Raw genomic sequence first — 11,667 nt, forward strand, 5'->3', positions numbered from 1 at the left:
TAAATCATACTAAAATTGAACTACTTGGAGGATGAGTATGGAAAAAATTATTAATGTTCAACATTTATCTTTTGGATATGATGAAGATACTTTAACAATAGATGATATTTCTTTTAGTATAGAAAAAGGGTCATATACGACAATATTGGGACATAATGGAAGTGGAAAAAGTACTATCGCGAAATTACTGATGGGATTGTTAGAAAAAAAATCTGGAGAGATAGTTATTGGTGGAATTCCATTAACAGAAGAAACATTAAATCAAGTACGTAGTCAAATAGGAATTGTTTTTCAAAATCCTGATAATCAATTTATTGGTGCGACTGTAAGAGATGATATTGCTTTTGGATTAGAAAATAATTGTGTAGATCCTGCATTGATGGATGATATTATCAATGAATATGCAAAGAAAGTCAATATGTATGAGTTTTTGGATCACGAACCTACAAAATTATCAGGTGGTCAAAAACAAAGGGTAGCAATAGCCGGTATTTTAGCTATGAGCCCATCTATTATTATTTTAGATGAGGCAACAAGTATGTTAGATCCTAAAGGAAGAAACGAAATTAACGCTTTAGTCCATCAATTAAATAAAGATAAGAATATGACGATTGTTTCCATTACTCATGATATAGAAGAAGCAGCTTTATCTGATTATGTAATTTTATTAAGTGATGGACATATTGTAGATGAAGGACAACCTGAAGAAGTGTTAATGAAAAAAGAAGAAATAGAGAGCTTGGCTTTAGATATTCCTTTTGCTTATAAAATCAGCCATGGTTTACAAAAAATGGGAATATCTATTGCAGAGCAAATTGATAGAGAGAAGTTGGTGAATGAATTATGTCGATTACATTTAAAGAAGTAGAACATATTTATGCTCAAGATACCCCTTTTGCATATCATGCTTTAAAAGGAGTTAATCTTAATATTCAAAAGGGGAGTATGACAGCATTGATTGGTCATACTGGAAGTGGTAAATCAACATTGATTCAACATATCAATGCTTTATTACTTCCTACATCAGGAGAAGTCAATGTAGAAGATATATTGATTACGGCAACGGATAAACCATCTTCTTTAAAACCTCTTAGAAAAAAAGCAGGGCTTGTTTTTCAATTCCCTGAGTATCAATTATTTGAAGAAACAATTTTAAAAGATATTATTTTTGGACCAAAAAACTTTGGTGTTAGTGAAGAAGAGGCTATTTCAATTGCAAAAAAAGTTATCAAATTAGTAGGATTAGATGAATCTTACTTAGAGCGTTCTCCATTTGATTTGTCTGGAGGACAAAAACGTCGTATAGCGATAGCAGGAATATTAGCAATGGATCCAGATATTTTAATTTTAGATGAGCCGACAGCTGGATTAGATCCACAGGGTGCTAAAGAAATGTTACAGCTTTTTAAAAAAGTGAATCAGGAAGGTAAAACGGTTATTCTTGTTTCTCATGATATGAATCAAGTCTTAGAATATTGTGATGATGTTGTTGTGATGAATCATGGTCAGGTTGAAAGACATGTATCTGTTGAAGAACTATTTAAAGAAACAGAGTATTTAACATCATTGAGTATTGATTTACCTATTATTACATCATTTATCTTAGAACTTAATAAAAATGGATTTCATATTGATCCGTCTATTAAAGATATTGATGTATTGATTCAGGAAATAGGAGGTCAATTACATGAATAATATGATGTTTGGGAAATACTTGCCTATTGATAGTTTTATTCATCGTTTAGATCCTAGATTAAAAATAGGTGCACTTTTATTACTGTTAATTGCTGTTTTCTTTGATGCAGGATTTATTGGATATGCCCTTTTAGGAACTTTTGTGATTATTATGACACTATTATCACATATCAAAGTATCACAGGTTCTCAAAGCCGTAAAACCAATGCTATTTATGATGGCATTTTTAATGATTTTTAATTTGTTATTTATTCAACAGGGAAATTTATTGTTTTCAATAGGTTTCATTAAGATCTATGATCAGGCAGTTTTACAAACTGTATATATATTTATTAGATTGATTCTTATTATTATTATGACAACGATCTTAACTGCTACGACAAAACCTTTAGATTTAACATTAGGTATAGAACATCTTCTGTCACCTTTTAAAAAAATTGGATTTCCTACTCATGAAGTCGCTATGATGATTTCTATTGCATTGCGATTTATTCCAACTTTATTAGAAGAAACGCAAAGAATTATGAAAGCACAAGCTAGCCGAGGTGTAGAATTTTCAGAAGGAAGTTTAAAAGAAAAGATTTTATCAATCGTTTCACTTATTATTCCTTTGTTTATTTCAGCTTTTCAAAGAGCAGAAGATTTAGCCAATGCTATGGAAAGTCGTAATTATAATCCAGAAGCTAAACGTACAAGATATAAACAACTTGTATGGAAATTGTCTGATACAATTTCATTTTTATGTGTCATTGCAATATGTATAGCTATGGTTATAATGAGTTTTGTTTTATGAGAGTCAAATGTATTGTGAGTTATGATGGGGCACGTTTTCATGGTTTCCAAGTTCAAAATAATGAACGTACAATTCAAGGTGAAATACAAAAAGCTATTAAAAAAATTAATGAAGAAGAAACTGTTATTCATGCATCAGGACGAACAGATGCGAAAGTCCATGCAGTTCATCAAGTATTTCATTTTGATACACAAAAAAGATTACCGGAAACGCAATGGAAAAGAGCCATTAATCACTTTTTACCTAATGATATTTACATTTTAGATGCTCAATATGTTGATGAAAATTTTCATTCACGATATAGTGCAGTTAAGAAAGAGTATCGTTATTTATTAAATACAAAAGAATATGATCCATTTCAAACCAATTACATTTATCAATATGGCCGTTCTTTAGATATTGAATTAATGAGAGAAGCAGCAAAAATTTTTATAGGAGAACATAATTTTGCGTCATTTTGCTGTTATGATCAATATGGGAATACAATTCGTTCTCTATATCATTTTGATATTGAAGAAAAGGATGGTATTATTACCTTTCGGTTAATTGGAAATGGATTTAGACGTTATATGGTTAGACATCTTGTTGGTGGTATCATACAAGTTGGAGCTAAACGTATTCAAAAGGAACAACTTTTAGAAATGTTAGAAAGTTGTGGTCAAAAAAAATGTCTTTTTAAGGCCAAACCACAAGGTTTATATTTGCAGGAGGTGTATTATGAAGAAGACTAATTTTCATACACATACCTATCGTTGTGGACATGCTAATGGAAGCGAAGAGGAAATGGTATGTTCAGCTATTAAGATGGGGATTGAAGAATTAGGAATATCAGAGCATGTTCCATTACCACACTATCGTCAGCATCTTTTGAAATCTCTTGTAGCTATAAGAGGACCTAGAAGCTTTTTATCACTTGTTCATGCTTTTATTCAAAATGGACCTAGTATGAGAATGCCTTATCCAGATATGGAAAATTATTTGGATAAAATTAAAGAATGTCAAGATAAATATCAGGACCAAATAAGGATATATAAAGGTTTTGAAGCTGAAGGATTAGAAGAATATTTTGATTATTATCAAAGCTTATTATATGAGCATAAAGTTGATTATTTGATTTTAGGACATCATTTTCATAAACATTGTGTTCATAGTGATTATTATGGCAAAGAGAATATGAAGAAAAAAGATATTTATCAATATTGTAATGATGTTGAAAAAGCTTTAGAAACAGGATTATTTAGTTATTTAGCTCATCCTGATTTGTTTTTAATAGGATATAAAGAGTTTGATTTAGATGCGAGAACTGTTTCGCAAAGAATCTGTGAAAAAGCGAAAGAGTTAAACATTCCTTTAGAAGTAAATGCAGGAGGAATAAGAAGAGGCTTAAGAAACGTTAATGGAGAGATGATTTATGCATATCCAAATACACACTTCTGGAAAATTGCAGGAGAAGTAGGAAATGATGTTATTTTAGGATTTGATGCTCATGATCCTTCTGATTTTAATGAAGCGATGTATAAGCAGATGTTAGATTTTTGTAAAGAACATAATCTCAATGTTATTGACCATTTCGATTTTTTACAAGGACATTTTGAAAAATTTCAAGGGGAGTATGATATAAGATAATTTATCTGCCTCTCTTTTTCTTTTTGTTATATTAAAAAAGGCGATGAATACAGAGAAAATCATATTGACAAAAATGCGAATATTGTTATAATAAGAGTTGCCTTATTTTAACGTTTGTAGCCCCGGAAACTACAGGAGGATTAAAAATGAGACAAACAACAATGGCTAAAGAAGCCACAATTGAACGTAAATGGTACGTTGTTGATGCTGAAGGATTAACTTTAGGACGTTTAGCATCAGAAGTAGCATCTGTATTAAGAGGAAAACATAAACCAACATTTACACCACATGTAGATACTGGTGATTATGTTATTATCGTTAATGCAGACAAAGTAGTAATGACTGGAAAAAAATTAGATACAGTTAAATACTATCATCATTCTGGTTGGTTAGGTGGTTTAAAAGTTAAAACTGCTCGCCAATTTAAAGAAACAAATCCAACAGGATTTGTAGAAGCAGCTGTTAAAGGTATGTTACCTCATAACACACTTGGAAGAAAACAAGGGATGAAATTATTTGTATACGCTGGTAGTGAACATCCACATGCTGCACAAGAACCAGTTGAATTAAAAATTAAGGGATAAGGAGGACGAGAATAAATGGCTAATGTACAATACAGAGGAACTGGACGTAGAAAGTCTTCAGTAGCACGTGTTATTTTAACACCAGGTGCAGGAAAAATCGTCATCAATGGTAGAGAAGCAAAAGATTATTTACCATCAGATGTATTATTAATGATCGTCAACCAACCACTTGAATTAACTGGTACAACTGGTAAGTTTGATGTGATTGTTAATGTTAATGGTGGAGGTTACAGTGGACAAGCTGGAGCTATCCGTCATGGAATTTCAAGAGCTTTATTAGAAGCTGGAGAAGATTACAGACCAGTATTAAAAGCAGCTGGATTCTTGACTCGTGATGCAAGAGTTAAAGAACGTAAAAAATACGGACTTAAAGCAGCTCGTAGAGCACCACAGTTCTCAAAACGTTAGTAATAATTGTTGTGAGAAGATTAGAGAAGTATTTAGACACAGTGAGTGTTTAGATACTTCTTTTTCTTTTTAAAAATGCAGAGCGTAAAGAGTATAAAAAAACTTTTTACTAGCGTATGATAATAAAAAGTTTATATTTAACTTCTTACTAGCGTATGCTATAATAAAGTGGTGAGGTGATATTGAATCTATGGTGAATTATAGAATAGATGAGGATGTTAAATTAATTAGAGAAATACTTAATTTATCTCAAAAACAATTTGCTGAAAAAATAGATGTTGATGCGATTACGGTAGCAAGATGGGAAACTGGCAAAATGGATACAAATGAAAATAATATCGAAAAAATATATACTTTTGCATTAAATAATAATATCTTTATAAATGAGATTAAAGCACAACTTTATTATGAAGATTTAGCAAATGAGAATAAATTAGTATTATACCATGGCGCCAAGAACATTATAGAGGGTAATATTGATATTGAGCATTCAAAAAACAATAATGATTTTGGTAAAGGATTTTACTGCGGTGAAAGTTTTGAGCAGTCATCATTATTTGTAAGTGGATTTGATACATCTAGCGTTTATATATTAAGTTTTAATCCACAAAACCTTTCTAGCATTGAATATAAAGTCAATCAAGAATGGATGCTGACAATAGCATATTTTAGAGGAAGGCTAAGTGGCTATGAAGATCATCCGATTATCAAAAAGTTAATTAACAAATTAGAAGACATAGATTATTTAGTAGCACCAATCGCTGATAACAGGATGTTTAGAATTATAGATAGTTTTATTGAAGGTGAAATTACTGATGAACAATGTATACATTGTTTGGCAGCTACTAATTTAGGATTTCAATATGTTTTTAAAACAGAGAGAGCGTTGAATCAGGTAAAAATTGTTGAAAGATGCTATTTATGTAGTAAAGAAAAAGAAAAGTATCAAATCAAAAGATTAGAGGATAGTAAAGTTGGAGATACTAAAATTAAAATGGCTCGAAGACAGTATAGGGGGCGAGGTCAATATATTGACGAAATATTATGAAAAGAGAAATGGATCAAGTAGGTTTGTTACTATGTGATATACAAGGTAAAATTTTTGAACAATCTGTTACTAGAGAAGAATGTAGTTCAAATATATTTATCCGCCGATTTATGAATTCTAAATTTGTTTCTAGAATGGATAATTTAACCTTTATAAACGAAACCATGACAATTGAAGAAATTTTTGAAGAACTTGATATAGAATATGGTAAAACCAATTATGGAAAAATAAAGTTTTCAATTAATGAGATGTATTGGATAGGGTATATTTATAGATATCTATCATATGTTTATCAAATTGATAGTAAAAATGCTTATAAGATTATAAAAGGTACAGAGCTTAGGCATTTATTCTTTGCATATCATTCCCTAGATCCAATGAATGCAATAGATAGGATCTTAGAAGCAAAATCATTAGTATTAGATAAAGATAGTGACCAATTGACTAAAGAGGGGGTAAAAATACTCAGAAGAATAAAAAGATTGAAGAATTAAGTGTTGTATAAATTATTTTGATAACTATTTGAGTTGTTCTGAAAAGTTTTGGCAATGCAACACGTATGCAACAAAACCACTCTAAAATGCCTATTTTATCGTACCTAGGAGTTCTCAAAACGTTAGTAAATTGTTTGAGGAAAACTTTAGAAAATCCCCATTTTATGGGGTTTTTCTTTTTTTTATTTCGTCTAAAAAACCCTCATAAAGCTGCAATAAGGTAACAAATAAAGTAACTTCGCCTCTCACTAAAAATGAGGAGCAAAAATGTGGTCTGTGCTGCTTTATTTAGTGAATTGTGGAGATAGATTGTAGTGTGAGACTGTGGAGAGAGATTTGCTGCTTTATTTTCACTCATCTACCACTTAAGCGATGCTGGGATATACATTTTGTTCACTGTTTCTATCAATGTATCGATATCTAAATGTGTATATACACGCTCTGTAAGTGTCATAGCACCTCTGTGTCCAACGATCAATTTAATTGATGTTTGATTTACTTTTGCTTCAGCAAGAAGCGATATACAAGTATGTCTCGTACAATGTGGAGTGTAACGTTGCATTCCATAAGGTTCCATTAATGGGAACCAGTAAGAATCAATATAATTTCGATATTTGAATGGTTGCATGCTAGGCATACAGATTAAAGTATCTGTCTGTGAATATTCATACCAATTCTTGAAGAATGGTAAGATACAATCAGCAATAGGTACTCTTCGAACTCCACTTTCAGTTTTACTCTTTGTCACATCAAAATATTGCTCTTCAAGATTAATATCCTTTTTTTCTAGTTCTAAGAGTTCACCAATTCTTACTCCAGTATAAATTAACATTAATAGAATTTGATACCATTTATCATGCTGCATAGACCATAATAAGTCAATATCTTTCTTAGAGAAGGGATTTCTATCCCTTGCATTTGGATTTTGCTTGCTATATTTTAAAATATCAACATATCTTGAATTGTCTTTAGGACATAATTCATATCTCATCGCATATTTATACATGACATTGAACAATACTTTGATTTTCTTAAGCGTTGGATAGTTTTTCCCTGAATGATCAATGACATGCTGTAGTTGAATCGTTCTTATATCTTTGAACTCTAGATTATGAAGTTCTTCACATACCTTAAATGCAGATTTATATGCTTGAATACTCGATTTAGATTTATCGGCGATAAATTCATCAAATGCTTTCTTATATATATCAGCAAAAGTATAGTGATTCTCATAATCATATGGGTTGTTATGGTAATCCTGTAACATTAAGATACCATCTGCCCTTGTTTTAGCATAACCAATAACTTTGTATTTTGGATATGCAGTACCTTTTTCTTCGTTTATTGTCGTACCTACTTTAATTCTAACTACATATGGTTTGGCACGATTTCCTTTCATGAAAACAACTCCACCAAAACCTTTTGGTAGTCTTTCTTCTTTTCTTTTGGCCATAATGAACCTCCTATTCTTCTTTAAAATAGCCTAATTCTTCCCAAACTTGTTTATCTGGACAGTAAAATATATAGTTCTTAGCTCCATCTTTCTTGAATGCATAGCCAAAGTGCATAATTCCTAGTTTTAATGCCTCTCTTAAAAAGGTAGCCGATTTACCTGTAGCTTTTGCAATTTCATCAATGGGAACATTTCTGCCCGTAAATTTTGGAGTTTCTACATAATGTTTTTCTTGCATAATATCTATCTCCTCTCTCATCATAAATGATTTGCAAGATAATAACGAATGTACAAAATGAAAGTTCATACATTTGACGATAATCAAGGAAGCTAGGATATTTTAAAGTGATAGTATTTTTACATTTTTAATATTTCTTGTCTTTAAGCTCTAAACTGATACTTATCTTTCTATTGATATGTTTCATATCTAATTTGCTTAGTTTTGATATCTTTTTTAAAAGTCTTTTCTTATCTATGACCCTAATTTGTTCACACAACACCATTGAACGGTACTTTAAACCGATTCCTTCAGGTAGAATATAATGAGTAGGTAAATGAGCTTTATTTTCAATCTTGGATGATAGACATGCAACGATCGTTGCAGGGCTATATTTATTACCTTTATTATTTTGAATGATCAAAACAGGGCGAACTCCTTTTTGTTCGGAACCTTGATAAGCAGAAAGATCAGCAAGAAAGATATCTCCTCGTTTTACTTTTGTTATCACTTTATCTCATCCTCTCTTAATTATGTATAAAACCAGGAGCGAGTCCTGGTTGTTTTTTTATATTTATCGTATTTCCTATTTAACCCTGTTTACCCGGAAAGAAGGGAATCCTATTAGACGAATAATAGCTAATTATTCATCACGGGAATTTCACCCTTGCGTGGTAGCTCACGCGATTGCAGTGCAAGTGTATCATTATCCTCATAGGGTATTGTCGCTAGCAATAGCCAATTGCTTTTATCAATCTATTGTTTGATCGCTCTCTATATAATAGGTCATGGCGCAATAGTGATCAGCTCATTCTATGAGATTTGTATCTAATAGTTGTTATGAATTTTTCAAGGATCTATTGAAGTGGATAAACTTTCCTTCACCTAAGAGCCGTAAATAATGATCAAAATAAGCCTTCAAATTATAATTTTTTTAAATTTATTGATTCTTTTTCTAACTGCATTTGGTGTCATATTTAACTCTAGTGCAATTTCGTTAATATCATATTCTAAAAATCTTAATAATAATATTTTTAATAAAATTGAATTAGATTTTTAGCCTATCTATAAAGGGAAAATGGTTAAAAATTATAAAAATTCTTTACATGTAATTAAAATTGCTATATTATTATAACATAGAAGTTAGCAATGGCTAACCAGGAGGTAAATATGAAAGTTGTTTATGCAAGTAGAACTGGAAATGTTCAATTAATGATTGATCAATTATTGATTTCTGAATCTTTACAAATTAAAACAGGTAAAGAAATTGTTTCTGAACCATATTTATTGTTTACTTATACTGATGGATATGGAGAAGTACCAATAGAAGTTTCTGATTTTTTAACAAATAATTCAAATTTTATACAAGGTGTAATTGTATCTGGTGACAAAGGTTATGGTGAGGCTTTTTGTAAAGCCGGAGATATAATTAGTCAGGAATTTGATGTTCCATGTCTTTACAGATTTGAAAATAATGGGACAGATGCTGATGTTTCTGCTATTCAAGATATTATTGATAATGTCTAAACAAGAATATTTCGAGGAATTATTAGCTCACCATTGTGCTCCAACTTTATGTAAATGTAAGGTTGCAAATATGTTTCATTTAGAAAAGTCAAAATTAGAAGATATTGATGAAACTATTAAAACATATAATCAAATTTTAAATACCAAAAATATATATATACATATTTTTCAATCTTTAAATAGTAGAGTTACTATTTTTGTTTTTTCAAAAAAGCAATTAGAATCATTACTTAATAGAGATGAAGTAAAGCATTTTCTTTCACTTTATGGGTATAAAAAATTTTCAATTCATTCGGTATTTAATCATTTAGAAAAAAGATTGAATGAATCTATTGAGTATCCACATGAAATAGGAGTTTTATTAGGTTATCCTTTAGAGGATGTGATTGGATTTATTGAGTCGCAATCTTGCATTATGATTGGGACTTGGAAAGTCTATAATTCTAATCCAGATGAAGCTCAACAAAGATTTAAATTATATAAATCCGTTCGAGAATATTTCATAAAAGAAGTTAGGAATGGAAGAAAAATAGCAACACTAGTACATTGAATAAATCAGGCTAAATGCACTAAAATATATTTTTTAAGACATATATGATTCAAGAAATGCATAAAATTTATATTATAGTTGTAAGATGTTTTTTGAATGTACTAATACAATTAAGTGTTTTGTGGTTAATAAAAGAGACTATTATTTCTAAAGATTTACAGTCTTTAAAAGTTATAGTCTCTTTTATACTTATCACCTAATAGACACAATAATATAGTATACCTTAATTATTCATGAGATTATAATATAATCATGAAATATCCTTATTTCATAGGCATTTTCTGCTTTTATTTATTCTTTTTCTATTCACCCGTTGAAAGGGCTAATAGATCCCAGTAGAGTTGATTTGAAATCTATCCATATGCTACGTAATAAAATATCTCATCATTCCAATATTTTAGGAAAACAATCTCCCTATATTGTTAAAGGAAAGTTCTATTCAATCTTCTTTTTAGGATATATTTCAATTTGTCATTGGTCAAATTTTTTATTTAATGAAAATATAACATTACCTTTAAGACAAAAAATAGATGAAATTATTGAAGAAACTAACACAGAATACAATACAAAATTTGATTTTTCTATAATTCACAATAGAAAAATCAAATAATACTTTACATATAGAAAAAATTAAGGTATTATATATGTACGTTGTGAGAGGACCTGCGCGCCTCTCATTTTAATTTATGTGAATACTCATGTTAAATAGTTATAAGATGTTTTGGCAATGCAACAAGTAAGCGACAACTAGGCTTAAAAACCCATAGTTTATAAGGTTTCGGAGTTCTCAAAACGTTAATTTTTGGGAATACCCAGAACAATTCAAAGAAACTCAAATCAGCAAAAGCCTTTATTTATCGGCTAAAACTCGATTTGAGTTTTTTTGTATATTTATAAATTAAAAACGGTAAGCGACAAGTAAGATACAAAAAAACTAACCATATTTCTCTATTTCTCTATGATGTGATAGATGAACAAAATCATCTTGTGTATCGAGATGTAGATGAAGATAAGGATATCGTATTTCATGATACAAAAAGTATTACTCTATCTGATTATCTCAGCAAACATCCTATTGTGAAAAATAAGCATGTAAGTTAAATTATCTTGTAATAAAAAACTCCACATGAGATAATTTAGTTAGATAAATTGAAATTTGAAAGCGAGTTGATTTTAATGTTAATTCTAATGTTACTAATGGAAGGTATAGTATTATGTTTTATACTTTTAATGTTTTGTGTTATTGGTATAGCAAATGGTCCTGAAAAATTT

The 11,667-nt window shown here is 30.0% G+C and carries 15 protein-coding genes; 11 read left to right on the forward strand and 4 right to left on the reverse strand.

The genetic code is table 11. From position 1 onward, the window contains the following. The first annotated feature begins 37 nt into the window (after window positions 1-37). The 9 genes from B5E79_RS10835 to B5E79_RS10875 all read left to right on the forward strand — a co-directional run bounded on the left by B5E79_RS10835 (window position 38) and on the right by B5E79_RS10875 (window position 6,648). Complete coding sequence (locus tag B5E79_RS10835) at window positions 38-868, forward strand: energy-coupling factor transporter ATPase (RefSeq protein ID WP_087298023.1); 831 nt, start codon at window positions 38-40, stop codon at window positions 866-868. Next, window positions 844-1,695, forward strand: a complete 852-nt coding sequence (locus B5E79_RS10840) for an energy-coupling factor transporter ATPase (RefSeq protein WP_087298024.1) — start codon at window positions 844-846, stop codon at window positions 1,693-1,695. Before B5E79_RS10835 ends, B5E79_RS10840 begins: the two co-directional genes overlap by 25 nt. After that, a complete protein-coding gene (locus B5E79_RS10845; protein WP_087245408.1) occupies window positions 1,688-2,488 on the forward strand; it encodes an energy-coupling factor transporter transmembrane component T family protein in 801 nt (266 codons plus the stop codon). The genes B5E79_RS10840 and B5E79_RS10845 overlap by 8 nt, the downstream gene beginning before the upstream one ends. Beyond that, entirely contained in the window at window positions 2,485-3,219 is a 735-nt protein-coding gene (gene truA / locus B5E79_RS10850; protein ID WP_087298025.1) for a tRNA pseudouridine(38-40) synthase TruA, read from the forward strand. The genes B5E79_RS10845 and truA overlap by 4 nt, the downstream gene beginning before the upstream one ends. After that, window positions 3,206-4,114 (forward strand): histidinol-phosphatase, encoded by a 909-nt coding sequence (locus B5E79_RS10855; RefSeq protein ID WP_087298026.1) that lies wholly within the window; start codon window positions 3,206-3,208, stop codon window positions 4,112-4,114. The genes truA and B5E79_RS10855 overlap by 14 nt, the downstream gene beginning before the upstream one ends. A 146-nt stretch (window positions 4,115-4,260) precedes the next feature. Further along, on the forward strand, window positions 4,261-4,698 hold the full coding sequence (gene rplM / locus B5E79_RS10860; RefSeq protein WP_087298027.1) for a 50S ribosomal protein L13: 438 nt from the start codon (window positions 4,261-4,263) through the stop codon (window positions 4,696-4,698). A 15-nt stretch (window positions 4,699-4,713) separates the two neighbouring features. Then, window positions 4,714-5,106, forward strand: coding sequence for a 30S ribosomal protein S9 (gene rpsI, locus B5E79_RS10865; protein WP_087245416.1), 393 nt, complete (start codon window positions 4,714-4,716; stop codon window positions 5,104-5,106). A 190-nt stretch (window positions 5,107-5,296) separates the two neighbouring features. Next, the gene (locus B5E79_RS10870) at window positions 5,297-6,154 is read left to right on the forward strand and encodes a DUF3990 domain-containing protein (RefSeq protein WP_087298028.1); all 858 of its coding nucleotides are present in this window, start codon (window positions 5,297-5,299) and stop codon (window positions 6,152-6,154) included. Next, window positions 6,151-6,648, forward strand: a complete 498-nt coding sequence (locus B5E79_RS10875; RefSeq protein ID WP_087298029.1) for an antitoxin — start codon at window positions 6,151-6,153, stop codon at window positions 6,646-6,648. Before B5E79_RS10870 ends, B5E79_RS10875 begins: the two co-directional genes overlap by 4 nt. Window positions 6,649-7,006: 358 nt before the next feature. Here B5E79_RS10875 and B5E79_RS10880 read toward each other — a convergent pair whose 3' ends face one another. The 4 genes from B5E79_RS10880 to B5E79_RS14055 form a co-directional block, all read right to left on the reverse strand. Continuing rightward, window positions 7,007-8,101: a tyrosine-type recombinase/integrase gene (locus B5E79_RS10880; RefSeq protein WP_087298030.1), complete on the reverse strand. Its 1,095-nt coding sequence runs from the start codon at window positions 8,099-8,101 to the stop codon at window positions 7,007-7,009. A 10-nt stretch (window positions 8,102-8,111) separates the two neighbouring features. Then, window positions 8,112-8,339 (reverse strand): hypothetical protein, encoded by a 228-nt coding sequence (locus B5E79_RS10885; RefSeq protein ID WP_087298031.1) that lies wholly within the window; start codon window positions 8,337-8,339, stop codon window positions 8,112-8,114. Window positions 8,340-8,466: 127 nt separating this feature from the next. Continuing rightward, on the reverse strand, window positions 8,467-8,829 hold the full coding sequence (locus B5E79_RS10890) for a type II toxin-antitoxin system PemK/MazF family toxin (RefSeq protein WP_087298032.1): 363 nt from the start codon (window positions 8,827-8,829) through the stop codon (window positions 8,467-8,469). A gap of 407 nt (window positions 8,830-9,236) precedes the next feature. Further along, window positions 9,237-9,362, reverse strand: a complete 126-nt coding sequence (locus tag B5E79_RS14055; protein WP_479684570.1) for a sigma factor-like helix-turn-helix DNA-binding protein — start codon at window positions 9,360-9,362, stop codon at window positions 9,237-9,239. A 126-nt stretch (window positions 9,363-9,488) separates the two neighbouring features. On the opposite strand from B5E79_RS14055, the gene nrdI reads away from it, so the two are divergent. Together nrdI and B5E79_RS10900 are read left to right on the forward strand one after the other, a co-directional pair. Continuing rightward, a complete protein-coding gene (gene nrdI / locus B5E79_RS10895) occupies window positions 9,489-9,845 on the forward strand; it encodes a class Ib ribonucleoside-diphosphate reductase assembly flavoprotein NrdI (protein WP_087245433.1) in 357 nt (118 codons plus the stop codon). Further along, window positions 9,838-10,395 carry a DUF3793 family protein gene (locus B5E79_RS10900; protein WP_158095498.1) on the forward strand — a complete coding sequence of 186 codons (558 nt, stop codon included), beginning with the start codon at window positions 9,838-9,840 and terminating at the stop codon, window positions 10,393-10,395. The genes nrdI and B5E79_RS10900 overlap by 8 nt, the downstream gene beginning before the upstream one ends. The last annotated feature ends 1,272 nt before the right edge of the window (window positions 10,396-11,667 follow it).

It is taken from the genome of Massilimicrobiota sp. An134 (assembly GCF_002160815.1).
Taxonomy (GTDB): Bacteria; Bacillota_I; Bacilli_A; order Erysipelotrichales; family Coprobacillaceae; genus Allocoprobacillus; species Allocoprobacillus merdigallinarum.

What these genes read in the sequence shown, in the direction of transcription:
- rplM (WP_087298027.1), top strand. Translation starts at nt 4,261, where the DNA reads ATGAGACAAACAACAATGGCTAAAGAAGCCACAATTGAACGTAAATGG.
- B5E79_RS10880 (WP_087298030.1), bottom strand. Translation starts at nt 8,101, where the DNA reads ATGGCCAAAAGAAAAGAAGAAAGACTACCAAAAGGTTTTGGTGGAGTT.
- B5E79_RS10840 (WP_087298024.1), top strand. Translation starts at nt 844, where the DNA reads ATGTCGATTACATTTAAAGAAGTAGAACATATTTATGCTCAAGATACC.
- B5E79_RS10875 (WP_087298029.1), top strand. Translation starts at nt 6,151, where the DNA reads ATGAAAAGAGAAATGGATCAAGTAGGTTTGTTACTATGTGATATACAA.
- truA (WP_087298025.1), top strand. Translation starts at nt 2,485, where the DNA reads ATGAGAGTCAAATGTATTGTGAGTTATGATGGGGCACGTTTTCATGGT.
- B5E79_RS10845 (WP_087245408.1), top strand. Translation starts at nt 1,688, where the DNA reads ATGAATAATATGATGTTTGGGAAATACTTGCCTATTGATAGTTTTATT.
- rpsI (WP_087245416.1), top strand. Translation starts at nt 4,714, where the DNA reads ATGGCTAATGTACAATACAGAGGAACTGGACGTAGAAAGTCTTCAGTA.
- nrdI (WP_087245433.1), top strand. Translation starts at nt 9,489, where the DNA reads ATGAAAGTTGTTTATGCAAGTAGAACTGGAAATGTTCAATTAATGATT.
- B5E79_RS10900 (WP_158095498.1), top strand. Translation starts at nt 9,838, where the DNA reads ATGTCTAAACAAGAATATTTCGAGGAATTATTAGCTCACCATTGTGCT.
- B5E79_RS10885 (WP_087298031.1), bottom strand. Translation starts at nt 8,339, where the DNA reads ATGCAAGAAAAACATTATGTAGAAACTCCAAAATTTACGGGCAGAAAT.
- B5E79_RS10835 (WP_087298023.1), top strand. Translation starts at nt 38, where the DNA reads ATGGAAAAAATTATTAATGTTCAACATTTATCTTTTGGATATGATGAA.
- B5E79_RS10870 (WP_087298028.1), top strand. Translation starts at nt 5,297, where the DNA reads ATGGTGAATTATAGAATAGATGAGGATGTTAAATTAATTAGAGAAATA.
- B5E79_RS10855 (WP_087298026.1), top strand. Translation starts at nt 3,206, where the DNA reads ATGAAGAAGACTAATTTTCATACACATACCTATCGTTGTGGACATGCT.